Genomic DNA, 24,050 nt, shown 5'->3' on the forward strand with positions numbered 1-24,050 from the left:
GTAGGGTTTGAGCACCAAACGGAGCGGAGGGGCACGCCGTTCCAGCCGCTAGCCGGAAAGCTGTTTCCGTCCGGTCTCGCACAGCGATTGCGCCACGCAATTCGCGCAATCGAGCGAGCGTGGGCGGCACCAGGTTTGCCCGACCTTCTTCATCAGCAGATGATGCTCATCGTAATCGGCCGCCGACCATTCGGGCGGCATGGCGGGCATGATCGCGGCATAGGCGCGCGCGGTATCGGCCTTTTCGGGCACCAGCCCCATGCGCTGGAGGATCCGGCGATGATGGCTGTCGAGCACCAGCACCGGGCGATCGAGCGTCGAGGCGTTCATGATCCCAGCTGCAATCTTGCGCCCGATGCCGGGGAGCTGTTCGAGCCAGTCCATCGCTTCGTCGGTGGGCATGTCCTCGAGATGCGAGAGATCGACCGACCCGCGCCGCGCGATCAGGTCGGTAAGCGAGGCTTTCAGCCGCTCCGCCGCGATGTTGGGGTAGGTCTGGATGGAAAGCTCGTCCTGCAATTCGGCGAGCAGGGCGTCGGCCACGCCCTCCCAACTGCCGTACCGTTTCAGCAGGCGATCGGTCGCGGCGTTCGAAATCTCGGACTTGGTTCGCGCCCCGATCACCCCTTGCACCATCACCCATTCGGGCGCCCGCCATTCTGCCGCCGCGCGCCGGATATGCCCGAAGCGCTGCACCAGCAGCGGCTGGAGCCGCCGCAACGTATCGGTGCGCGGATCGGGGCCGAGGGGGAGTTCCATCCGCGACCGAATGCCGTTCCTCGCGCCGCTTGCCAAGGATTACGCGAGTGATCCCGCTGCGAGAGGCGCTATTTCATCCATCTGGCGCGGGCATCTTCGATCTCGGCGGAGTCTCCAGTAGTGGTCATCGCAGCGAAGCCGGTGTCGCTGGATGGGTCGTAGGTGACCAGCGATTTGTATGGCCCGTTGCTGCCGCTTTGCCAGCTCAGCATACGATTGGCGGGATCGTCATTTTCCCACATGAAACGGCCGCCGAGCGTATATCCCTCGTCGGGCGTGTGCACGGTTGTCAGCTCCGCCAAACTCTTCGTGCTGAGGCCGCCCATGTGCGGGAACCGGGCCAGTGCCACCAGGTCTGCAGGTGTGGTGCCGAGCCCGCCGGCGCACGTCAGGAAACCCGGCAAAGGGGGGCGTCGCTGGCCGGTGCGTCGGCGCCATTCCGGAGCCGGCCTACGAAGATGCGGCTTGATCCCATCCCGGCGGGACGAAGAACCTCGCGCTCGAGCAACTCGTCCACGGCAAGACCCGCGACTTTTTCGAGCACGGCCTGGACCACGATCCAGTTGACCAGATCGTAGGACCACTGCGAGTTGGGAGGGAAGGCCAGAGGACCGGTCGCAAAGCGGCCGATCGCCGTCGTCGCATCGGGCGTTTGCAGCACGCTTCGCGGATCTTCGCGAACGGCTGGCATCAGTCCATCGGCCAGACCGCTCCGGCTCGCGAGCACTTGCCGCAAGGTGATCGGCGCAATCGGCGTTTCGGCAAACTGCGGAAGCAAGCGACCGATCGTATCGTCGAGCGATACCATGTCCCGATCCGTCAGCCGCAAGACCGCGATGGTGCAGGCGAATTTGCCGATCGAGCCGGCTTCGTACAGCGCGCCGGGGGCGTCTCCGCCATGGGTTTCTGAGATGATATGGCCACCGGGCGTCAGCACGGCTTCGGCATAGTCGCCGGCAGATACCGGGCTTGAGCAGGCAGCAGCAAGTACGGTTGCTGCAAGCAAGAGGTGACGTCTCATCGATGGTATCTCCCGTCCCGATGCGGTCGCATCGTCGACGGCATCTAGCTTGAGCGGCGTCGACGTGGAAGCCCGACAGCCAACGACGGCATTGCCCCGCCGCAGACCGCAGCGCTTACCAAGGCGCGAGTCCGATGGCCGGTCAGATATCGACGGCGATTTTCCCGAAGTGCTTCTGGTCCTGTTCGTGGCGGAAGGCGTCGGGGAGGTCGGCGAGCGCGAAGCGATCCGAGATGACCGGCTCGATGCCCGTGGCCTCGATCGCATCGATCATCCGCAACTGCATCGCGCGGCTGCCGACGGTCAGGCCCTGAAGCCGCCCCATCTTGCGCATCAGCGCGGCGGTTTCGACCTCCCCCTTCTGCCCGGTGAGCACGCCGATCAGGTGGATATGACCGCCCGGACGGATCGCGTCGATCGCCTGGTTGACCGTGCCCGGCCCGCCGACCTCGACCACGTGATCGACGCCGCCGTCCGACCAGTCGAACGCCTGTCGGCCCCAGTCGTCGTTGCTTTTGTAATTGATCGTGTGATCGGCGCCGAGATCGCGCGCCTTGGCCAGTTTCTCGTCCGAACTGGAGGTGATGATCACCCGCGCGCCTGCCGCCTTGGCGATTTTCAGCGCGAAGATCGACACGCCGCCGGTGCCTTCGAGCAGCACGGTCTGCCCGGCCTGCAGGTTGCCATCCTCCATGAGCGCGCGCCATGCGGTCAGCCCGGCGCAGGGCAGGCAGGCAGCCTGCGCGAAGTCGAGATTGGCGGGTATGCGGGTAAAGGCGCGCGCGGGTTTCACGACCTGTTCGCGAGCGAAGCCGTCGATCCCGTCACCCGGCGTGCTTTCGAAACTGCCCAGCGGCGGGCGGCCATCGTTCCATTGCGGAAAGAAGACCGACATCACCCGGTCGCCGACAGCGAATTCCTCGACACCATCGCCGACCGCTTCGATTTCACCTGCGCCATCGGACAGTGGGATGCGTCCGTCTTCGGTCGGGATCATGCCTGCGACGACCGCATAGTCGTGGAAATTGAGCGAGGAGGCGTGCAGCTTGACCCGCACTTCGCCGACCCCCGGCTCGCCCGGAGCGTCGATTTCGACGACTTCAAGACTGTCGAGACTGTCGAGACTGGCGGGGTTGCGGACTTTGACGGCTTTCATGGGGTGGCTCCGGTGTGCGCGTGAACAGGTTCACGATGGCAACGGCCAGGCGTCCAAGAAGTTCACCCTCGCCCGCAGGTTCTCCGCCCGCGCCGGTCTACTCCCACTCGATCGTGCCGGGCGGCTTGCTGGTGTAGTCGTACACCACGCGGTTGATGCCCTGCACCTCGTTGACGATGCGCGTGGCGCAATTGGTGAGGAAGCTGGCGTCGAAGGGATAGACGTCCGCCGTCATCCCGTCGGTGCTGGTGACGGCGCGCAATCCGCAGACGCTGTCGTAGGTGCGGTGGTCGCCCATCACGCCTACGGTTTTCACGGGCAGCAGCACGGCGAAGGCCTGCCAGATCGCGTCGTAGAGCCCCGCATTGCGGATTTCCTCGAGATAGATCGCGTCGGCCTTGCGCAGGATGTCGCACCGCTCCTTGGTCACTTCGCCGGGAATGCGGATGGCGAGGCCGGGGCCGGGGAAGGGGTGGCGGCCGACGAACATGTCGTTGAGGCCCAGCTCGCGGCCGAGTTCGCGGACCTCGTCCTTGAACAGTTCGCGCAAGGGCTCGACCAGTTGCATGTTCATGCGTTCGGGCAGGCCGCCGACATTGTGGTGCGATTTGATCGTGACGCTCGGCCCGCCGGTGAAGGACACCGATTCGATCACATCGGGATATAGCGTGCCCTGCGCGAGGAAATCGGCCCCGCCGATCCGGTTCGCCTCTTCCTCGAACACGGCGATGAACTCACCGCCGATGAACTTGCGCTTCTTTTCCGGATCGGTCTCGCCCGCGAGACCTTTCATGAAGCGCTCCTCGGCATCCACCACCACCAGCGGAATGTTGTAATGGTCGCGGAACAGCGTCTCGACCTGTTCGCGCTCGTTCAGCCGCAGCAGGCCGTGATCGACGAACACGCAGGTCAGCTGGTCGCCGATCGCCTCGTGGATCAGGATCGCGGCGACCGAGCTGTCGACACCGCCGGAAAGGCCGCAGATCACCTTGCCGTCACCGACCTGTTCGCGGATCTCGGCGATCTTGGTCGCGCGATATTCGGCCATCGTCCAGTCGCCCGCCAGCCCGCAGACCTTGTGCGCGAAATTGGCGATCAGCTTCGCGCCGTCGGGCGTGTGGACCACTTCGGGGTGGAACTGCGTCCCGTAGAACTGGCGCGCCTCGTCGGCGATCACCGCGAAGGGTGCGCCGTCGGAGACCGCGACGATTTCGAACCCCTCGGCGAAGCGCGTGACCTTGTCGCCATGGCTCATCCACACCTGGTGGCGCTCGCCTTCGTTCCACAAACCGTCGAACAGCGCGCAGGACTTGGTGACCGTCAGGAAGGCGCGGCCGAATTCGCCACCTTCACCCGTTTCGTGCCCGGGCCGCACCTCGCCGCCGAGCTGGTGGGTCATCACCTGCTGGCCGTAACAGATGCCGAGGATCGGCAGCCCCGCCTCGAACAGCATGTCGGGCGCGCGTGGGCTGCCTTCATCGGGCACGCCGGCGGGCGATCCCGACAGGATGATGCCCTTGGGCTTGAGGCGATGGAACGCCTCCTCGGCCTGCGAAAACGGCGCGATTTCGGAATAGACGCCCGCCTCGCGCACGCGGCGCGCGATCAGCTGGGTCACCTGGCTGCCGAAATCGACGATGAGGATGGAATCGGGAAGATGGTCTGGCTGCATGGGCCCCGTTAAAGCCCACCGCGCCGCTCTGTCCAGCGCTCCCGATTACCTGAACGAGGAATGAGCGCTGGGCATGCAGTTTTTGCAATAAATGGTAACATTATTGCGCTTGAGAGAATCCCGCCGCTGCACCATTTGGGGGTCACTCCAAGCGGCCGTTCGGCAACCGTCCCCTCTCCCCCTTCCCCCAGGTTCCGGACGGCCGCGACCCTCCCTTCAAAACCCGAAACCTTCAGCCTCCGGCAAGCGAGCCGAGCACGAACGCCATGATTGCGCCCAGCGCGGTGGCGATCCCGGCTAGGTGCGTGTCGTCCCTGTAGGCCTGCGGAAAGACTTCGGTCGCAAGGCTGGCAATCACCGCGCCTGCCGCAAAGCAGCGGATGAAGGCGAGCAGGTGTTCGCTGGCCCCTTCGAGGAGGAGATTGCCGCCGACTGCCGCAAGCGAAAGCAACGTCGCCGTCGCGGTCCAGAGCAGAAGGATGCGCCGTTTCGACTTGCCGCCATGCGCCATCTGGCGCGCGCCGCCGGCCGCTTCAGGCAGGTTGGACAGCAGGATCGAGCCCGCCAGCGCCGCCACTTCGAGCGGCATCGCCCCGATCAATGCGACGCCGAGAGCGAGGTTCTCCGGAATCCCGTCGAGCGTAATCGCCGCCAGCAGCCCGCCGCCGCTTTCGGGTCCCCATTTCTCGTCGATCCAGTAGTCGACGATCGAGAACACGGTTGCGCCTGCTGCAACGCCGGCCATCGCCATCCACACCGTGCTTTTGGCAATCGAGGGTTCGATCAGCTCGCTCGTCACCGACAGCAGCAGCGCGCCGCCAGCCAGTGCGACGAGGAACCCTTCGAGGCGTTTGCCGAGCTTGCCGTAGATGCCCCAGGCCGCGCCGGCGATCAGCGCGCCCGAAACGACCACGACGACGGCAAGGGTCATCAGCATTCGATGACGTTGACCGCGAGCCCGCCCTGGCTCGTTTCCTTGTATTTGGTCGACATGTCGAGCCCGGTCTGGCGCATGGTTTCGATTACCTGGTCGAGGCTGACGCAGCTTTCCGCGCCGGTGCGATGAAGCGCGAGGCGGGCGGCGTTGACCGCCTTGACCGCGCCGATCGCGTTGCGTTCGATGCACGGAACCTGCACCAGCCCGCCGACCGGATCGCAGGTCAGGCCGAGATTGTGTTCCATTCCGATTTCGGCGGCGCTGGCGACCTGTTCGGGTGTGCCGCCCCACAGTGCCGCCAATCCGCCAGCCGCCATCGAACAGGCCACGCCGACTTCGCCCTGGCAGCCCATCTCGGCGCCCGAGATGGAGGCGCGCTGCTTGTAGAGCAGGCCGATCGCGCCCGCCGTCAGCAAAAAGGTGCGGCGGCTGTCGCGGCACGCCTTGGCTTCGGTATCGCGGCAATAGAATCGCATCACCGCCGGGATGATCCCTGCCGCGCCATTGGTCGGCGCGGTGACGACGCGCCCGCCCGCGGCGTTTTCCTCGTTCACCGCCATCGCAAAGCAATTGAGCCAGTCGAACAATTGCTCGCGCTCATTCGATTGGGGATTGGCTTCGAGCCGGTCCCACATGTCGGGCGCGCGCCGCTGGACCTTCAGTCCGCCGGGCAGGGTGCCGCGTTTGGAGAGGCCGCGATCGATGCAGCCGTCCATCGCTTCGGAGATCAGGTCGAGCCCGTCGAGCGTTTCCTCGCGCGAGCGCCTCGCATCCTCGTTCGCGAGCACAATGTCGCAGATCGCCAGTCCCTCACGCCCGCAGATCGCGAGCAGATCGGTGGCGGAGGTGAATTCGTAAGGCGTCGATACGCTCGGCACCCGGTCGTTGCGCGGCGGGTTGCGCAATTGCCGCTCGCTCGCAACGAAGCCGCCGCCGGTCGAATAATAGGTCTTCGTCAGCAGGTGTTCGCCCGCCTCGTCGAAGGCGTCCAGCCGCATGCCGTTGGGATGCAGTTCGGGGATGATGTGGCCGGCAAGATCGATATCGGCCTTCGGGTCGAACGCGATCGACCGGCTGCCGCCCAGATCGAGCGTGTGGCTTTTCTCCAGAGCCTCGAGCGCCGCTTCGCCCTCGTCAGGATCGAGGGTGTCGGGGCGATAGCCCATCAGCCCCAAGATCGTCGCGCCCACCGTTCCATGCCCGACGCCGGTCAGCGCGAGCGAGCCTTGCAGCTCGACATGGACCCGCGCGGTGCGGTCGAACGCGCCCGCCCTGGTCAGCGCGCGGACGAAACGCCGCGTGATTCGCATCGGGCCGACGGTGTGGGACGAACTCGGGCCGATCCCGATCCGGAAGATGTCGAGGACGGAAAGCATGGCGGCGAGCGATGCGCGCGGGGCCGCCGAATTGCAAACGGGATTTCATTGCGGCCCTGCGTTTCCGTAGCGGCACGCGAGCCGCTGCCGCGCCGGATTCGCGCCAGGGGCAACCCGGTGGATAAATCGCGGGGTTCGGAGCTCGAAAACTTGGGAATTTCGCCGTTTCTGCCTATATCGGGGGGCATGGCAGACAACATTCCGGAAACGGGCCCCGAAGAGGGCGCAATCACCCCTGAACGCAAGCGGCAGAACGGCGAATATGGCGCCGATTCGATCAAGGTTCTCAAGGGCCTCGATGCGGTGCGCAAGCGGCCCGGCATGTATATCGGCGATACGGACGACGGTTCGGGCCTGCACCACATGGTGTTCGAAGTGTCGGACAATGCGATCGACGAAGCGCTTGCAGGGCATTGCGACCTGGTGCTGATCGAACTCAACGCCGATGGCTCGGTCTCGGTCGAAGATAACGGCCGCGGCATCCCGGTCGACATGCACAAGGAAGAAGGCGTCTCGGCAGCCGAGGTCATCATGACCCAGCTGCACGCCGGCGGTAAGTTCGAGAACACCTCGGACGACAACGCCTACAAGGTGTCGGGCGGTCTCCACGGCGTGGGCGTCTCGGTGGTCAACGCGCTGTCCGAATGGCTCGAGCTGGTGATCTGGCGCGATGGCAAGGAACACTGGATGCGGTTCGAGCATGGCGATGCGGTCCACTCGCTCGAAGTGCGCGGCGATGCGCCGCCAGTGGCCTCGAATGGCGACGACAACGGCCTGAAAAAGGGCACCCGCGTCACCTTCATGCCGAGCCACGACACGTTCAAGAACGTTACCGAGTTCGATTTCGAAAAGCTCGAGCACCGCTACCGCGAGCTCGCTTTCCTCAATTCGGGCGTCCGCATCCTGCTGCGCGACAACCGCCACGAGGAGCCGGAAGAGCACGACCTCTTCTACGAGGGCGGGATTGGCGCCTTCGTCAAATACCTCGACCGCAACAAGCAGGCGCTGGTCGGCGAACCGATCTCGGTCTCGGCCGAGAAGGACGGGATCGGGATCGACGTCGCGCTCGAATGGAACGATTCGTATTACGAAAACGTCCTCTGCTTCACCAACAACATCCCGCAGCGCGACGGCGGCACGCACCTTGCGGCGTTCCGTTCGGCGCTCACCCGCACGCTCAACAATTATGCCGATGCCTCGGGCCTTCTGAAAAAGGGCAAGGTCTCGCTTTCGGGCGAGGACATGCGCGAAGGGCTAACGGCGATCGTCTCGGTCAAGCTGCCCGATCCCAAATTCGGCTCGCAGACCAAGGACAAGCTGGTCAGCTCCGAAGTCCGCCAGCCGCTCGAATCGCTGATGGGCGAGAAGATGAACGAGTGGCTCGAGGAAAACCCGAACGACGCCAAGGCGATCGTCCAGAAGATCATCGATGCCGCCGCCGCCCGCGAAGCCGCGCGCCGTGCCCGCGAGATGAGCCGCAAGGGCGCGATGAGCGTCGCTTCGCTGCCGGGCAAGCTGGCCGATTGCCAGGATCGCAACCCGGCGAATTGCGAACTCTTCCTGGTCGAGGGTGACTCGGCCGGCGGATCGGCCAAGCAGGGCCGCGATCGCAAGATCCAGGCGATCCTGCCGCTGAAGGGCAAGATCCTCAATGTCGAGCGCGCGCGGTTCGACCGGATCATCTCGTCGAAGGAAGTCGGCACGCTGATCCAGGCGATGGGCACCGGCCTGCGCGACGAATTCACGCTCGACAAGCTGCGCTATCACAAGATCGTGATCATGACCGACGCCGACGTCGATGGCGCGCATATCCGCACGCTGCTGCTCACCTTCTTCCACCGCCAGATGCCGGAAATCATCAAGGCCGGGCACCTCTTCATCGCGCAGCCGCCGCTCTACAAGGTCCAGAAGGGCAAGAGCGAGGTCTATCTGAAGGACCAGGCGGCGCTCGATCGCTATCTCGTCGATGGCGGTCTGTCGGGCCGGATCCTCGAAACCCGCGCCGGTCCCCGCAGCGGCGAGGATCTGCGGTCGCTGATCGACCATGCGCTGCGGATGCGCAATCTGCTCGCCTTCGTGCCGCGCAAATACGACGAGGGGCTCATCGAACAGATGGCGCTCACCGGTGCGCTCGATCCGGCGGCGTCGCCCGAACAGCGCCAGCAGCGTCTGTCCGATGCCGCCGCACGCCTCCAGGCGGGCGATACCGATGCCCGCTGGTCGACCCATATCCGCAGCGATGGCGCGGTGATGTTCGAACGGCTGTGGCGCGGGGTCACCGACGCGCACGAAATCGAGGCCAAGTTCCTCGACAGTGCCGAAGCGCGCAAGCTCCACTCGGTCGCCGCCGAACAGGCCGACGCCTACGAACACCCTTCGCAACTGGTGAAGGGCGAAACCGGCGAAGTGGTCGAGACCGACGAGGCACAGGAAACCGATGCCGACGCGCCGATCGTCGCCGCCGACGGTGCGATCACCACGCCGACGCAATTGCTCGACACCGTGCTCGCCGCCGGGCGCAAGGGCCTCTCGGTCCAGCGCTACAAGGGTCTGGGCGAGATGAATGCCGAGCAATTGTGGGAGACCACGCTCGACCCCGACAATCGCGAACTGTTGCAGGTGAAGGTCGAGGATGCCGACGTCACCGACGAGATATTCACCCGCCTGATGGGCGATGTCGTCGAACCCCGCCGAGAGTTCATCCAGCGCAATGCGCTCAATGTGGCCAATCTGGACGTCTGATTGACATCCCTTCGCGCACTGCTCGGCGCGCAGGGATAGCCATTTCTTAACCATCAGCCTCCATTGACGTGCCAGTGCACGCAGTGGGGTATACTTGACGTGATGGATGAGCTGCTGGCGGATTTCGTAGCCGAAACCCGTGAAATGCTGGAGAAACTGGGGGGCGAGCTCGTCGCGTGGGAAGCCGATCCCACCGAGAGCGAGCGGCTCGACGCGATCTTCCGCTTCGTACACACCGTGAAGGGCAATTGCGGCTTTTTCGACCTGCCGCAACTGGCCGAACTCAGCCACGCTGCCGAGGATGCGCTGGCCGATTGCCGCTCGGGCGAACGGCAGGCCGACGAAAAGCTGGTGTCCGCCGTCCTCGCGATCGTCGACCGGATTTCCGCGATGATCGACGCGATCGATGCCGGCGAGGAGATCGAGGGAGACGACGACGCACTGATCGATGCGCTCGCGCCGGGCGCGACCGAGGCCGAGCCTGTGATTTGCGTCGAAGAGGTGCGCGACGCCGTCGTCGCCGATCAGGACAAGCCTGCCGCCAAACAGGCCGCGGCGGCACGCTCGATCCGGCTTCCGGTCGATCTGCTCGACCGGGTGATGAGCGGCGTCTCCGACATGGTGCTCGCCCGCAACGATTTGTCGCGCCGCCTGCGCGAAAGTGGAGCGCAGCCGACCATCGACGGTCCGTTCGAGCGGCTCTCGGCGATTCTGGCCGATGTACGTGACGCGATCACGCGGATGCGGATGCAGCGGATCGAGACGCTGTTTTCCTCCTTCCCGCGGCTGGTGCGCGATCTTGCGCACGAGCTTGGAAAGCAGGTGACTGTCGATCTGGAAGGCGGCGAAGTCGAGCTTGATCGCGAAATGATCGAGATGATCCGCGATCCGCTGACCCATATCATCCGCAACGCGATCGACCACGGCATCGAAGCGCCCGCCGAGCGACTCGCCAAAGGCAAGCGCGAAAGCGGGATGCTGAGGATCTCGGCCCGCCAGGCCGGCAATCGCATCAGCATCGCGATCGAGGACGACGGCAAGGGGATCGACGGTGCCCGCGTGCTGGAGAAGGCGATCGAGAAGGGCATCGTCTCGGCTTCCGAAGGCGCGCGCTACAGCACGACGCAGCGCCAGCGGCTGATCTTCGAGCCGGGCCTTTCGACCGCGACCGAAGTCAGCGGTATTTCCGGACGCGGCGTGGGCATGGATGTGGTGCGCGCCAATATCGAACGGGTCGGAGGTTCGATCGAAGTCGAATCGGACCCGGGCGAGGGCACGCGTATTTTCCTGCGCCTGCCCCTCACGCTCAGCATCATTCCCGCGCTCACGGTCGAGACCGGAGGCCAGCGCTTCGCCATCCCGCGGTCGGCGGTGGTCGAGCTGGTCAGCGGACGGCGCGACAATGTCGATTTCGCGCGGGTGGGCGATTCGCTGCTGGCCGAACTCCGTGGTCGCCGCGTGGCCTGCTTGCGCTTGGCCGACGTGCTCGGTGTCGAAGGCGAGAAGGCAGCCGAAGACGGTACGCTCGTCCTCTTGCGTCTTCCGGGCGGAGACCTGTTCGCCATCTCGGTCGACCAGATCCTCGATCACGAGGAACTGGTGGTGAAGCCGATCGCGCCAGCCGTCATGGCGACCGGCCTGTATGCCGGCACGACGCTGCTCGATGACGGATCGCCGGTATTGCTGCTCGATATCGCCGGGCTTGCGCGCGGCGTCGATCTCGAGGCCGAGGCGCGCCATCGCGAGGAATACGAAGCGCGGCAGGAAGAGCAGCGCGCCGAGAAACCGCGCGAGCCAGTCCTGCTGTTCGTAGGCGTCGACGGGCGTCGGCGTGCGATCCGGATGGAAATCGTCTGCCGGATCGAAAGCGTCCCGGTATCGGCCATCGACGTGTCGGGCGGCGGGGCGCAAGTCGTGCTGGGCGAAGATATCCTCCCCCTGGCCGGTCTCGGCGGCGCCGAGCCCGAAAGCGTCGCAAAGAACGGCCGGGTCGGATTGTTCCGCGTCGGCGATGGCCGGACCGAGCTGACCTATGCCTTCAGCGAAATGATCGACACCGCACAGATCGAACACCAGATCATCACGTCGGAAAGCACCGGCGAGATCGAAGGGCTTACGCTCATCGGCGGCGAGCCGACCGAACTGGTCGATGCCCATTGGCTGTTCGCCCGCCATGCCCGCTCTACCGCGACAGGTGAGTCTCCAGTCTGCCGACTTCCGCTGGACGATGCCTGGGCCCGTCAGCTGCTGCGCCCGCTGGTCGAGGCGGCCGGCTATCGGGTGATCGGCGAGGACGACGAGGGAGAGGCCTCGATCGCGCTCGCTGCGGTCGAAAACGGTGAGGGGGCGCCACGCGCGGGCAGGGTGATCTGGCTGCGCGAAACGCCCGAGGCGAACGAGAACGCACCGCATTCCATCTATCGCTACGATCGGGCGGGGCTGCTCGCCGCGCTCGGCGATGCGCGCAGCGGAGGCGAAGCATGAGCGACTTGCTGCTGATCGTGACGATCGCGAACCGCAAGGTCGGGATCCGCGCGGCCGAAGTGAATTCGGTAATCGCGCTCGACAATGTCACGCCGGTGCCGCGCGTACCGGACTACATTCCCGGCCTCACCGCACTGCGAAGCCGCGCGCTGACCGTGATCGATTGCGCGCGTTCGCTCGAACTGGCCGAACCTGTCGCGCTGGAATCGATCGCCTCGCGCAACGCCGCCGTGGTCGAGCATGACGGGCATCTCTACGCGCTGCTGGTCGACGATGTGTTCGACGTGATGGAAGCGCGGTCCGAACCGACTCCGGTGCCGGGCAGGCTGGCCTCGGGCTGGAAACGGTGCGCGATCGGCCTGGTCGAAACCGACGATGCCCCCGTGCTGCTACTCGATCTGGGCCAGGTGGTGGGCGGACCGCTCGAAGAGGCTGCCTGACAAGCGTGGCCACATGCGGGCCTTAAGGCGATCGTTACCATCGGGGCCTAGCACGGTCGCAAGCAATTCGTTGAGAAAGCTGGAAACGCATGAAAAAATGCCTCGTCGTCGATGATTCGCGCGTGATTCGCAAAGTGTCACGCCACATCCTCGAACCGCTCGGTTTCGACGTCAGCGAAGCCGAAAACGGTCGCGAGGCGCTCGATGTATGCGAGGTGGCCTTGCCCGACCTCATCCTGCTCGACTGGAACATGCCGGTGATGAGCGGGATCGAGTTCATCACCAAGCTACGCGCCTGCGACGGTGGCGATGTGCCCAAGGTCGTGTTCTGCACCACCGAAAACGATGTCGCCCATATCCGCGCCGCAATCGAAGCGGGCGCGGACGAATATGTGATGAAACCCTTCGACCATGAAACGCTGCAGATCAAACTGCAGCTGGTCGGCATGGCCTGAGCGGAGACGAGACGATGAGCCAGGCCATGATGGACCGCCGCCCCAGCTTCGGACGCCGCAGCTCCAGTCGGACGATCCGGATGATGATCGTCGACGATTCGGTGACCGCGCGTTCGGTGCTGATCAAGATCGTTGCAGGCGAGGACGACCTCGAAGTCGTCGAAGTCGCCGGTACCGCAGAAGAAGCGATCGAAAAGCTCAAGCAGGTCCGGGTCGACCTGATCCTGCTCGATCTCGAGATGCCCGGCATGGGCGGATTGCGCGCGATGCCGCAGATCCTCGAATTGTCGCGCGGGGCGAGGGTGCTGGTCAATTCGGCTTTGACCGAGAAGGGCGCGAAAGCGACGCTTTCCGCACTGTCGATGGGGGCCGCCGATACGCTGCTCAAGCCGCGCCCAGGCAAGTTCGACGATGCCTATCGGGCTAATCTGATCGAGAAGATCCGTGTGATCGGCAGCGCTCTGAGCCGGGTCGAGCCAGCCAGTTTCGAATTGTCGGATCCGCCGGCCAGACCCGCCGCCTCGCGCGGGCGGGCGCAGGTCATCGGGATCGGCGCCTCGACCGGCGGGATCCACGCGCTCACCCAGATGCTCAAATCGCTGCCCAAGGGACTCGGCGTGCCGATCCTCGTCACGCAGCATCTCCCGGCGAGCTTCATGCAGGTTTTCGCGCGCCAGCTCGAGCTCGCTTACGATGGCGAAGCAGTGGTGGCCGAGGACGGCATGCCGCTGCGCGCCGATCGCATCCTGATCGCACCGGGCGAAGCGCATATGGGTGTTCGCCGGGGCAGCGACGATGTCGTCGTGGCCGCATTGTCGCACGACAAGGCCTCGTCGGGCTGCCTGCCGTCGGTGGACCCGCTGTTTGCGTCGATGGCGGAGTGCTTCGGCGATCGCGCTCTCGGGGTGGTGCTGTCGGGCATGGGCCGCGACGGCGCGATCGGTGCCAAACAGATTCACGAGGTGGGCGGGGTCATCATCGCGCAGGACCAGGAAAGTTCGGCGGTGTGGGGGATGCCCCGCGCGGTTGCCGAAGCGGGGATCGCTGCCGCGGTCGAGACGCCCGACAAGATCGGCGCGCGGATCGCCGAAATGGCGGACCCGTCGGCCTGGCGATGAACGATTACGCCGAACAGATCATCGCCGATCTCCTGCTCGAGAGAACCGGGCAGGAGCTGACCGACGCCCGGCGCTGGCGGATCGGCTCGGCGCTATCCGGACTGTTTCGCGAGCGCGGGCTCGACAATGTCCAGCAGCTCGTCTGCCTCCTTTCGGAACAGCCGGACGATATCCTTGCGCGCGAGACGGTCGAGGCGCTGCTCAACAACGAGACCTATTTTTTCCGCGACCGACCGATGTTCGATCAGCTTGCGAACGATGTGCTCCCGCGGATTGCCAAGCGCAACGAGGCAAGCAAGCGTATCTCCATCTGGTCGGCCGGGTGCTCGACCGGGCAGGAAGCGGTCACCCTCGCGATGATCATCACCGATCAGGCCTTGCGATGGAAGGGCTGGACCATCGACATCCTCGCCACCGATGTGTCCGGCAAGGCAATCAAATCGGCACGCGACGCGCGCTACACGCAATTCGAAATCCAGCGCGGGCTGGGAGTCAGCCAGATGCTGACCTATTTCGAGGAAACTGCGCAGGGCTGGCAGCCCCGGCGCGAGATTCGCGACATGATCAGTTTCCGCCAGCAGAACCTGCTCGAGCCGATTCCTAGCTCGCGCAAGTTCGATCTTGTGCTGTGTCGCAACGTGCTGCTGTATTTTTGCGCCGACACCCGCCGCAAGGCCTTCGACCGTCTGGCCCAGGCGATGGCGCCGCATGGCTGGCTGATGCTCGGGGCGGGAGAGACCTCGGTCGGGCAGACCGATGCCTTCATTCCGGATCGCAAGCGCCAGGGCCTGTACCGCCCGTTCGGCGCCGATCAGGACGATGGTGCCGGTGTGCAGACGGACGTTGCCGCTGTCCGATAAACCGGACAGTAACTCCTTCTCAGTATTGTGAAGGAGTCGGGCGAAGGCGCCTCAGACTAAGGGACCGGGCGGACTTGCGAACAGGTATGGGTGATACGAATTCCACGACTCCGCAGAGGCTGGTGCTGAGACCGCTTGCATGGCTGGTCTGCGCGCTGTTCGCCTGGAGCATGTTCGTGGCCTGGCAATATGGCCGCCACGAGGAGCTGCTGACCACACCCATGATCGCCGCCACGGCAAGTTTCCTGCTCGTGCTGGGCCTGCTTGCACGCTCGCTGCTGCACAGTTTCTCCCGGATCGAGGAATTGAGCCTCGTCGATGCACTTACCCGGTTGCCCAATCGCCGCGCGCTGCACCGCGATGTCGCCGCAGTCGAATTGCGCGAGGGTGAGGAATGCGCACTTGCGTTGGTCGATCTCGACGGGTTCAAGTTCGTCAACGATCACCACGGGCATTTCGTCGGCGATCAGATGCTGCGCGAATGCAGCCTCACCATCGCCGAGGTCTGCGGCGACGAAGCATGCGCCTATCGCTTGGGCGGCGATGAATTCGCGCTCCTCGCTTACGGTCCGATTGCGGGCAATCTGCTCGAGGGCATCAGTCGCAGCCTGCTTGAACGGTTGCGCCACCCGCTCTGCGCCGAAGGCCAAGAAATGCGCATCGGAGCGAGCATCGGTCTGGCACGCCGCCGCCCCGGCGAAAGTGTGTCTAGCGCCGAGTTGGTGCGCGAAGCGGATGTCGCGATGTATGCCTCCAAACGCGGCGGCAAGGCGCGCTGCACCTGGTTCTCGCGCGATTTCGACAAGGACAACGAGGCGATGCGGCGGATCGACGCGGAATTGCGCGTCGCGCTCGCCGAAGGACAATTTCGGCTGCACTACCAGCCCCTGGTCGATGCCAGGACATGCGAGATCGCGGCGGTCGAGGCGCTGCTGCGCTGGGATCGCCCGGATGGCCAGCAGATCGGCCCGAACGTGTTCATCCCGGTTGCCGAAAGCACCGGGATCATCAATCCGATCGGGCTGTGGGTGTTGCGCCGCGCCTGCGAGGATGCGGGCGAATGGGACAACATCAAGCTGTCGGTCAATCTCTCCGCGGCACAACTGCGCAACCCCGAATTCCCGGTCCAGCTCGGCGTGATACTCGAAGAGACGGGCTTCGATCCCGAACGCCTCGAGCTCGAAGTGACCGAAACCTCGCTGGTGATCGATCCCGTGGTGGCGGGGCGCAGCCTCGACCTGATCCGCGGCTTTGGCGTCAACATCGCGCTCGACGATTTCGGCACGGGCTATGCGTCGATCGGCTTCCTGCGCCAGTTCCGCTTCGAAAAGCTCAAGCTCGACCGTTCGCTGATCGTCGATTCGGCTACAGACGAAAGCAGCCGCGCGATGATGCTGTCGAGCATTTCGGTCGCTCGTGCGCTGAAGATGGCTGTTACAGCCGAAGGGGTCGAAACCGAGGCGCAAGCGGATCTCGCCCGCACCGCCGGCTGCGACCACATCCAGGGCTGGCTGTACTTCAAACCGATGCCGGCGGACGAACTCGGTGCAGAACTTACCGCGCAGCGCCGCGGGCGGCTGAAAAACGGCCGGAACGCGGCCTGATCGCTCAGGTTCGGTCGTCCTTTGGCGGCCAGGGAACGAAAGCGGACGTCCGCTCGATATAACCGGCGTATTTGTCGCCGCGCTTCTTCTTCATCCCGCTTTCGAGCAGCGCCGCGCCCGACCATTTGGTGAGGGTGAAAGTGAGGAATATCGGCCCGGCTACCGTGTAGAGCGCGAGCCAGGGGTCGACCGCAGCGCACACCAGCCAGATGCCCCACCACGCGCAGGCATCCCCGAAATAATTGGGATGTCGCGTGTACCGCCACAGGCCGGTGTCGAGCACCTCGCCTTCATTTGCCGGATCGGACTTGAACTGCGCCAGCTGCCAGTCTCCCAGCCATTCGAAGAAGACGCCGACGCCGTAAAGCGCGAACCCGGCCCACGCCCGCGCGGTAACGGGTGTGGGCGCAGCGGCGCCGAGAATGCCGAGTTGCGCCGGACTCGACACGAGGAACAGCAGCACCGCCTGGCCGAGCCACACCTTGACCAGCGCGGCGAGGGCAAAGCGCCCCTTTTCGCGATCCTGGCGCAGCAGCCGTTCATAGCGCTGGTCTTCCCCTTCGCGCCACCAGCGGCGCAACAGGTGGATGCCGAGCCGGAAGCCCCAGACGGCGGTCATGGCGAGCAGCACGAAGGCGAGCACACCGGGATCGGCAAGCTGCACGAAGCTCGAGATCGCCAGCATCGCCATGCCCGCGCCCCAGAACGCATCGATGAACGAGACGTCCCCAAGCCGCACGGAGATCAGCCACAAAACCAGCACCACGACAATGAGCAAAGCCGCATTTATGAGCAATGCGTCAAGCATCGGTTTGTTCACCATCAAGCTGATCGAGCGATTGGGCGGTCTTCTCCAGCACGACGAAGCGCTCGCAATCGGGCCTTTTCTCGCGATAGAAAGCCGCGATCCGGGCGAGGTCGGCGCGGTAGTCACCAGTCGGCATGATCGGATCGCCCAATCCACCGCGCATGGTCTCGTGGTTCACCCAGGCGGGGACGATCGGCACGCCCGCGCCCAGCGCGATGTGGTAAAACCCGCTGCGCCATTCGCCCTTGCTGGTGCGCGATCCCTCGGGCGCAATGACGAGCGCCATCTCGTCCGCCTGCGCAAACGCTTCGGTCACCGACCGGACGTAGCCGCCGCTCTTATGCCGCACGACGGGAATGCCGCCCATATCGAGCATGAAATTGCGCTGAGGGCCTTCGAACAACGTATGCTTGCCCATGAAGCTGGGCTGGATGCCAAGCTCGTGCGCTGCGCCGATGAAGAATATGAAATCCCAGTTCGACGTGTGCGGTGCGCCAAGGATGATGAACTTGTCGCAAGGCGGTTTCTCGCCTTCGAGACGCCATCCTTTCCAGCGATAAAGTGCGATCAGCACACGCTGCACCACGCGCGACAGGAATGATCGTTTGCGCGTCAAAAAAACTCTCCCCGGGCGCGGTTTAGCACCCGGGGAGAGCAATGCGATAGTCGGTCGCGCAGAAGCGCCCGATTTTCCTTGTGCTTACTGCTGGTCGCGATCGACCGAGCTGCCGAGCTCGGGCGCGCGCGATGGCATTTCGTCGTCATCGCGATTGCGGGCATAGCGATCGCCGTTCACATCGGTGTCTTCGGCGAAGATCAGGTCGCCATCGACCAGCCAGAACGCGTCGTTGCGATAGGCGAAGGTGGCAGGCTCGCCGTAGAAATCGGCCAGGCGGATGCGATAGCCGTCGTCGTCGACGGTGTAGCTTCCGGTCTGCTCGTTTCCGTCGGCATCGGTGTAGCTGTAGGTGTTGTCGCTCGACGAGAGACGCACATTGCGGGTTTCGCCCGCATCATCGGCGAAGCTGTAAGAACCTGAATATTCGCCAGCATCATCGATCCTGGTCGCGGGGCCGGTCGATGTATCTTCGACCATGGCGCTATCGCCGGCAGCGTCGGTTTCGGCTACGACATCGGTCTCGGTCACCGTTTCGTCGTCGGCGCTATCGCCACAGGCAGACAGCAGGGCCAACGGGGCGGCGGCGAGCATAATGGTATATTTACGCATGAAATCGGTCTCCTTTGCCCCACCAACGAACGAGTGAGCGAGCGTTTCCAAAAAAAGGCGAAAAAGTGGCGAGAGATCGGCGGCTGACAAACCGCTGTGTGTTTCGGCCGGATCAGAAACGAAGGTCCGGAAGGAGGGCTTCTCCGAATACCAGGGTCGCGAAGCCGAATGAGGCACCGAGCCAGAACGCCATGAACCATGACATGCCTAGCCTGCGCTTTCGTGCCAGGCGCACGAACAGCAGCGCCAACAAAACGCTCACCGCGATCGGCAAGGTCCAGAAGCCGATGCCGAGTTCGAGCCCGACACGCGCTTCGTCGTTGGGATTGGCCACGCTGACGATTGCAGCAAGGGCACGGCTCCAAAGGGCCGCGAACACGATCACCGGTGCGAGCCATGCACGGCGATCGCGCCACGTCATGGACCATAGCGCGATCGCGATCGTTATTACGGGACCTGCCGCACTAACAATCATCGCGTCGAGCGGAGTGCGATAGTGTCCTGAAGCCAGACCGACACTGTTTATGTTGGCCCGAATTTCATAGCCGAGCGCTTTGGCAGCAACGGCATGGCCTGCTTCGTGAAGCACACCCATCGCAATGACCACGAGAAACGTCGCGATGCCGACGACTATCGGCGTTGTTTTCCTGACTCCGGTCACATCCGGAACACGCCGAAGCGCGGGCGATCCTCGATCGGCGCTTCGAGTGTGGCGGCGAAGGCGAGGCCGAGCACGTCGCGGGTCTGGGCCGGGTCGATCACGCCGTCGTCCCACAGCCGCGCGGTGGCGTAATAGGGATTGCCCTCGTCCTCGTATTTCTGGCGGATCGGGGCCTTGAATTCCTCGGCCTCTTCCTCCGACCAGCTATCGGCATCGCGGTGGACGGTGGCGAGAACGGATGCCGCCTGTTCGCCGCCCATCACAGAGATGCGCGCATTGGGCCAGGTGAACAGGAAGCGCGGCGAATAGGCGCGTCCGGCCATGCCGTAATTGCCCGCGCCGAAGCTGCCGCCGATCACCACGGTGATCTTGGGCACTTGCGCGGTGGCAACGGCGGTGACGAGCTTGGCGCCGTGCTTGGCGATGCCTTCGGCCTCGTATTTACCGCCGACCATGAAGCCCGAAATGTTCTGCAGGAACAGCAGCGGAATGCGGCGCTGACAGGCGAGTTCGATAAAATGCGCGCCCTTTTGGGCGCTTTCGGAAAACAGCACGCCATTATTCGCGAGGATCGCCACCGGCATGCCCCAGATATGGGCAAAACCGCAGACCAGCGTACTGCCGTATTGCGCCTTGAATTCATGGAATTCGCTGCCGTCGACAAGGCGGGCGATCACTTCGTGGACGTCGTACGGCGCCCGCACGTCTTCGGGGACGATCGCGTAGAGATCGTCGGCGTCGAATTTCGGCGGGCGCGGATCGCGGATGTCGATATTGGTCGCCGCTGCCGTGTTTTCGCCCAGATGGCTGACGATATCGCGCACGATGGTGAGCGCGTGCTCGTCATTCTCCGCCAGGTGGTCGACCACGCCGGATTTCTTCGCGTGAAGATCGCCGCCGCCCAGATCCTCGGCGCTGATTTCCTCGCCCGTCGCGGCCTTCACCAGCGGCGGTCCGGCGAGGAAGATCGTGCCCTGGTTGCGCACGATCACGGTCTCGTCACTCATGGCGGGAACATAGGCCCCGCCTGCGGTGCAGCTGCCCATCACGCAGGCGATCTGCGGAATACCCAGCGCGGACATGTTCGCCTGGTTGAAGAAGATCCGTCCGAAATGGTCGCGATCGGGAAAGACCTCCGCCTGATGCGGCAGGTTCGCCCCGCCGCTATCGACGAGGTAGATGCACGGCAGCCGGTTTTCCTGCGCGATTTCCTGTGCGCGGAGGTGCTTCTTCACCGTCATCGGGTAATAGGTGCCACCCTTCACGGTGGCGTCGTTGCACACGATCATCACCTGCCGACCCGAGACACGCCCGATCCCAGCGATCAGACCCGCACCGTTGATCGCGTCCTTGTACATGCCGTTGGCGGCAAGCTGGCCGATCTCAAGGAAGGGACTGCCCGGATCAAGCAGCCGCTCGACCCGCTCGCGCGGCAACAGCTTCCCCCGGCCAACATGGCGTTCCCGGCTGCCTTCGGAGCCGCCGAGCGCCGCCTCGGCCACGGTAGAGCGCAGCTCTGCGGCGAGCGATGTGTTATGCTCGAACCGCGCCTTGGCGTCGGGCGCGTCGCGGTCCAGCGTGGAGGTGAGGACGGGTGCGGTCATATCAACGCTTCTTCACGAATTCGGCGCGCAGGACGAGGCCCTTGATGCCGGGATATTTGCAGTCGATTTCCTGATCGTCTCCGGTCAGGCGGATCGACTTGATCAGCGTGCCCTGCTTCAATGTCTTGCCCGCGCCTTTGACCTCGAGATCCTTGATGAGGGTCACTTGATCGCCGTCTTCGAGCAAATTGCCGACAGCGTCGCGCACTTCCACCCGGTCCGCCTCGGCCTTTTTGGCCTCGAGTTCTGAGGCGGGCATCCATTCGCCGCTGGCCTCGTCGTAGACGTAATCTTCGTCGTTGCTCATCCTGCCGCTCCGATCAGTTCGCGCCCGATCAGCATCCGGCGGATTTCGTTCGTGCCCGCGCCGATATCGAGGAGTTTGGCGTCGCGCATATAGCGTTCGACCGGCCAATCGAGCGTGTAGCCCGCGCCGCCCAGCGCCTGGACGCTTTCGGCGGCCACGCGAAAAGCGTTTTCCGAGGCCAGCAGAATCGCGCCCGCCGCGTCGAAGCGCGTCGTCTTGCCCGCATCGCAGGCCTTGGCGACGGCATAGGTATAAGCGCGCGCCGATTGCAGCGCGACGTACATGTCGGCGACCTTGGCCTGCATCAGCTGGAAGCTGCCGATCGGTTTGCCGAACTGGTGGCGTTCGCGCAGATAGGGGATCACCGTGTCGAGGCAGGCCTGCATTACGCCCAATTGCAAACCGGCCAGGACCACGCGTTCGTAATCCAGCCCGCTCATCAGCACGCCGACGCCGCCGTTCAGCGGCCCCATCACGTTTTCTTCGGGCACTTCGCAATCGTCGAACACGAGTTCGGCGGTGGGCGAGCCCTTCATGCCAATCTTCTCGATCTTCTGGCCGATCGAAAAACCCTTCATGTCCTTTTCGACCAGGAACGCCGTGATCCCGCGGCTGGCGGCATCGCGCGTGGTCTTGGCGTAAACCACCAGCGTGTCGGCAAAGGGGGCGTTGGTGATCCAGAACTTGGTGCCGTTGAGCACGTATCCGCCCTGGACGCTTTCGGCGCGCAGCTTCATCGAAACGACGTCCGACCCCGCGCCCGCCTCGCTCATCGCGAGCGAACCGACATGTTCGCCGGAGATCAGCTTGGGCAGGTATTTCGCCTTCTGCTCGTCATTCCCCCAGCGCGCGATCTGATTGATGCACAGGTTCGAATGCGCGCCGTAGCTGAGCCCCACCGAAGCGCTTGCGCGGCTGACTTCCTCGACCGCGATCACATGCTCGAGATATCCGAGGCCGAGCCCGCCGTCCTCTTCGGCGACGGTAATCCCGTGGAGCCCGAGTTCGCCCATCGCCGGCCACAGGTCGCGCGGAAACCAGTCCTCGCGATCGACCTTCTCGGCCAGCGGAGCGATCTGCTCGTCGGCGAAGCGGGCGGTGGTCTCGCGGATCATCTCGGCGGTCTCGCCGAGCTGGAAATCGAAATCGGGTGTAGCGCGCATGGGCTTGGTCTCTCCTTGCCCAGCGCCATGGCAAAGGCGGGGCGCGCCCGCAAGCGGTGGAGGCACTCGAAACGGGCTGGCGCTTGACGATATCGCGCAAAACGGCTGTCGGTTAATGCAATGGCACACGACGATTCGAACGCGGCACCCGCCGCCCTTTACGACCTGCCCGATACGGGGCGCGAGGACCTTCGATTGACGGTGCTGTCGCACTATGAATTCGACGCGCTTCAAGACGATCCCGAACTCCAGCGGATCACTGCCTTCGCTTCGAAACTGTGCGGCACCAAGATGAGCTTCGTCAGCCTGGTCGATGACGAACGCCAGCATTTCATCGCCCGTGAAGGTTCCGACATGAACGGGACGCCGCGCGAGCAGAGCTTTTGCGCCCATGCGATGCACGGGCGAGAGATCATGGAAGTGGTCGATGCGCGCGAGGACGATCGGTTTCGCGACAACCCGCTCGTCACGCCGGAAGACGGCATTCGCTATTACGCAGGGGCGCCGCTGGTGTCCGACGAAGGGCTCGCGCTCGGCAGTCTGTGCGTGATCGATGGCGCGGTACGCACCGAAGCCTTGAGCGATTTCCAGCGCGAAGGGCTCGAAGTTCTGGCGCAGGCCGTGATGCGGAGGCTGAAGGCGCGGCGTCAAATCCTCGAGCGCGAACATCGCACCGCCGTGGTCGCCGATCACATGCCCGATATCCTCTGGTCGTGCGACAGCGACGACAATTTCGATTACTACAATCGCCGCTGGACCGAATTCACCGGCATCGAGCCACCGGCCCATGCGAGCGGCTGGGCGCCCCTGCTCCACCCGGACGAGAAGCGATCCGCGATCGAGAAATGGACGGCCGCTACAAAGAGCGGAGAGCCGTATGAAAGCGAGTATCGCTTCCTCTCGAAAACGGGCGAGTGGCGCTGGGTCATTACCCGCGCTTTGCCGCTCAAAGGCGTGGACGGGAAGGTCCGGCGCTGGTTCGGCACGATCACCGATATCCACGACCAGCGCGAGGCGAGCGAGCAGCGGGATTTGCTGGCGCGCGAACTTTCGCACCGGATCAAGAATATCTTCGCCGTCATCGGTGGGCTCGCCCAATTGAAGAGCCGCGATCATCCCGAAGCGAAGGAATTCGCCACCAGCTTCGGCGAAGCTATCTCGGCGCTCAACCGGGCGCACGATTATGTCCGCCCTGGCGCCAGCGCCTCGCGCGACACGCTGCACGGTCTGCTGCGCGAACTCGCCCAGCCTTACACCGTGAACGGGCGCGACAGCGTCGTGATCGAGGGCGAGGACGTGCCGATCGATCCTAAGTCGGCCACTCCATTGGCACTCGTCTTTCACGAGCTGGCGACCAACGCGGCCAAATATGGTGCTCTCAATGCAGGCACCGGAACGGTGCGGATTGCCAGCCGGATCGACGGCGAGAACGTGGAGGTCGACTGGATCGAGGAAGGCGGGGCCGATGCCAGCGATCCGGGCGAGGACGGGTTCGGCACGCGCCTTATTACCATGACCGTGCAGGGGCAGCTCGGCGGCAAGCTCGAACGCGACTTCGGTAAGGACGGCTTCCGCGCGCAGATCGAATTGCCGCTCGCTGCGCTTTGACCTGCTTCCCGCAGCCCCCTAGGCAGGGTGGGTGAGCGGGGCGATCC

Annotated in this window: 22 protein-coding genes; 8 read left to right on the forward strand and 14 right to left on the reverse strand. The window is 64.4% G+C overall.

The genetic code is table 11. The annotated features are described in order from the left end of the window. Positions 1-48 precede the first annotated feature (48 nt). The 7 genes from GRI68_RS13170 to GRI68_RS13200 form a co-directional block, all read right to left on the reverse strand. A complete protein-coding gene (locus GRI68_RS13170) occupies positions 49-759 on the reverse strand; it encodes an endonuclease III domain-containing protein (RefSeq protein ID WP_160617705.1) in 711 nt (236 codons plus the stop codon). Between the two features lie 68 nt (positions 760-827). Beyond that, positions 828-1,109 (reverse strand): hypothetical protein, encoded by a 282-nt coding sequence (locus GRI68_RS13175; RefSeq protein WP_160617706.1) that lies wholly within the window; start codon positions 1,107-1,109, stop codon positions 828-830. A gap of 38 nt (positions 1,110-1,147) precedes the next feature. After that, positions 1,148-1,780: a serine hydrolase domain-containing protein gene (locus tag GRI68_RS13180; RefSeq protein ID WP_160617707.1), complete on the reverse strand. Its 633-nt coding sequence runs from the start codon at positions 1,778-1,780 to the stop codon at positions 1,148-1,150. Positions 1,781-1,922: 142 nt separating this feature from the next. Then, positions 1,923-2,936: a zinc-dependent alcohol dehydrogenase family protein gene (locus GRI68_RS13185; RefSeq protein ID WP_160617708.1), complete on the reverse strand. Its 1,014-nt coding sequence runs from the start codon at positions 2,934-2,936 to the stop codon at positions 1,923-1,925. 97 nt (positions 2,937-3,033) lie between these two features. Next, a complete protein-coding gene (gene guaA, locus GRI68_RS13190; protein ID WP_160617709.1) occupies positions 3,034-4,608 on the reverse strand; it encodes a glutamine-hydrolyzing GMP synthase in 1,575 nt (524 codons plus the stop codon). Positions 4,609-4,840: 232 nt separating this feature from the next. Continuing rightward, entirely contained in the window at positions 4,841-5,539 is a 699-nt protein-coding gene (locus GRI68_RS13195) for a ZIP family metal transporter (RefSeq protein WP_234028809.1), read from the reverse strand. Next, entirely contained in the window at positions 5,539-6,921 is a 1,383-nt protein-coding gene (locus GRI68_RS13200; protein WP_160617711.1) for an L-serine ammonia-lyase, read from the reverse strand. Before GRI68_RS13200 ends, GRI68_RS13195 begins: the two co-directional genes overlap by 1 nt. 186 nt (positions 6,922-7,107) lie before the next feature. On the opposite strand from GRI68_RS13200, the gene gyrB reads away from it, so the two are divergent. The 7 genes from gyrB (at position 7,108) to GRI68_RS13235 (ending at position 16,624) form a co-directional block, all read left to right on the forward strand. After that, positions 7,108-9,663, forward strand: coding sequence for a DNA topoisomerase (ATP-hydrolyzing) subunit B (gene gyrB / locus GRI68_RS13205; protein WP_160617712.1), 2,556 nt, complete (start codon positions 7,108-7,110; stop codon positions 9,661-9,663). Positions 9,664-9,765: 102 nt separating this feature from the next. Continuing rightward, positions 9,766-12,147: a chemotaxis protein CheA gene (locus tag GRI68_RS13210; protein WP_160617996.1), complete on the forward strand. Its 2,382-nt coding sequence runs from the start codon at positions 9,766-9,768 to the stop codon at positions 12,145-12,147. Further along, the gene (locus GRI68_RS13215) at positions 12,144-12,587 is read left to right on the forward strand and encodes a chemotaxis protein CheW (protein ID WP_160617713.1); all 444 of its coding nucleotides are present in this window, start codon (positions 12,144-12,146) and stop codon (positions 12,585-12,587) included. The genes GRI68_RS13210 and GRI68_RS13215 overlap by 4 nt, the downstream gene beginning before the upstream one ends. An 89-nt stretch (positions 12,588-12,676) precedes the next feature. Further along, positions 12,677-13,042 carry a response regulator gene (locus tag GRI68_RS13220; protein ID WP_160617714.1) on the forward strand — a complete coding sequence of 122 codons (366 nt, stop codon included), beginning with the start codon at positions 12,677-12,679 and terminating at the stop codon, positions 13,040-13,042. A gap of 14 nt (positions 13,043-13,056) precedes the next feature. Then, positions 13,057-14,160, forward strand: coding sequence for a chemotaxis-specific protein-glutamate methyltransferase CheB (cheB, locus tag GRI68_RS13225; RefSeq protein WP_234028810.1), 1,104 nt, complete (start codon positions 13,057-13,059; stop codon positions 14,158-14,160). After that, positions 14,157-15,020, forward strand: a complete 864-nt coding sequence (locus GRI68_RS13230; RefSeq protein ID WP_234028811.1) for a CheR family methyltransferase — start codon at positions 14,157-14,159, stop codon at positions 15,018-15,020. The genes cheB and GRI68_RS13230 overlap by 4 nt, the downstream gene beginning before the upstream one ends. Positions 15,021-15,106: 86 nt before the next feature. Beyond that, on the forward strand, positions 15,107-16,624 hold the full coding sequence (locus GRI68_RS13235) for a putative bifunctional diguanylate cyclase/phosphodiesterase (protein WP_234028812.1): 1,518 nt from the start codon (positions 15,107-15,109) through the stop codon (positions 16,622-16,624). A gap of 4 nt (positions 16,625-16,628) precedes the next feature. Here GRI68_RS13235 and GRI68_RS13240 read toward each other — a convergent pair whose 3' ends face one another. The 7 genes from GRI68_RS13240 to GRI68_RS13270 form a co-directional block, all read right to left on the reverse strand. Then, complete coding sequence (locus GRI68_RS13240) at positions 16,629-17,432, reverse strand: DUF1295 domain-containing protein (RefSeq protein WP_160617715.1); 804 nt, start codon at positions 17,430-17,432, stop codon at positions 16,629-16,631. Then, positions 17,425-18,048, reverse strand: coding sequence for a lysophospholipid acyltransferase family protein (locus GRI68_RS13245; protein WP_160617716.1), 624 nt, complete (start codon positions 18,046-18,048; stop codon positions 17,425-17,427). The genes GRI68_RS13240 and GRI68_RS13245 overlap by 8 nt, the downstream gene beginning before the upstream one ends. An 84-nt stretch (positions 18,049-18,132) precedes the next feature. Next, a complete protein-coding gene (locus GRI68_RS13250; RefSeq protein ID WP_160617717.1) occupies positions 18,133-18,660 on the reverse strand; it encodes a chitin-binding domain-containing protein in 528 nt (175 codons plus the stop codon). 112 nt (positions 18,661-18,772) lie between these two features. After that, positions 18,773-19,321, reverse strand: a complete 549-nt coding sequence (locus tag GRI68_RS13255; protein ID WP_160617718.1) for a hypothetical protein — start codon at positions 19,319-19,321, stop codon at positions 18,773-18,775. After that, positions 19,318-20,925, reverse strand: a complete 1,608-nt coding sequence (locus GRI68_RS13260) for a carboxyl transferase domain-containing protein (protein WP_160617719.1) — start codon at positions 20,923-20,925, stop codon at positions 19,318-19,320. The genes GRI68_RS13255 and GRI68_RS13260 overlap by 4 nt, the downstream gene beginning before the upstream one ends. A 1-nt stretch (position 20,926) precedes the next feature. After that, a complete protein-coding gene (locus tag GRI68_RS13265) occupies positions 20,927-21,232 on the reverse strand; it encodes a zinc ribbon domain-containing protein YjdM (protein ID WP_160617720.1) in 306 nt (101 codons plus the stop codon). Beyond that, positions 21,229-22,395 (reverse strand): isovaleryl-CoA dehydrogenase, encoded by a 1,167-nt coding sequence (locus tag GRI68_RS13270; protein ID WP_160617721.1) that lies wholly within the window; start codon positions 22,393-22,395, stop codon positions 21,229-21,231. Before GRI68_RS13270 ends, GRI68_RS13265 begins: the two co-directional genes overlap by 4 nt. A 120-nt stretch (positions 22,396-22,515) precedes the next feature. On the opposite strand from GRI68_RS13270, the gene GRI68_RS13275 reads away from it, so the two are divergent. Continuing rightward, positions 22,516-24,003, forward strand: a complete 1,488-nt coding sequence (locus GRI68_RS13275) for a sensor histidine kinase (protein WP_160617722.1) — start codon at positions 22,516-22,518, stop codon at positions 24,001-24,003. The last annotated feature ends 47 nt before the right edge of the window (positions 24,004-24,050 follow it).

It is taken from the genome of Alteriqipengyuania halimionae (assembly GCF_009827575.1).
GTDB lineage: Bacteria > Pseudomonadota > Alphaproteobacteria > Sphingomonadales > Sphingomonadaceae > Alteriqipengyuania_A > Alteriqipengyuania_A halimionae.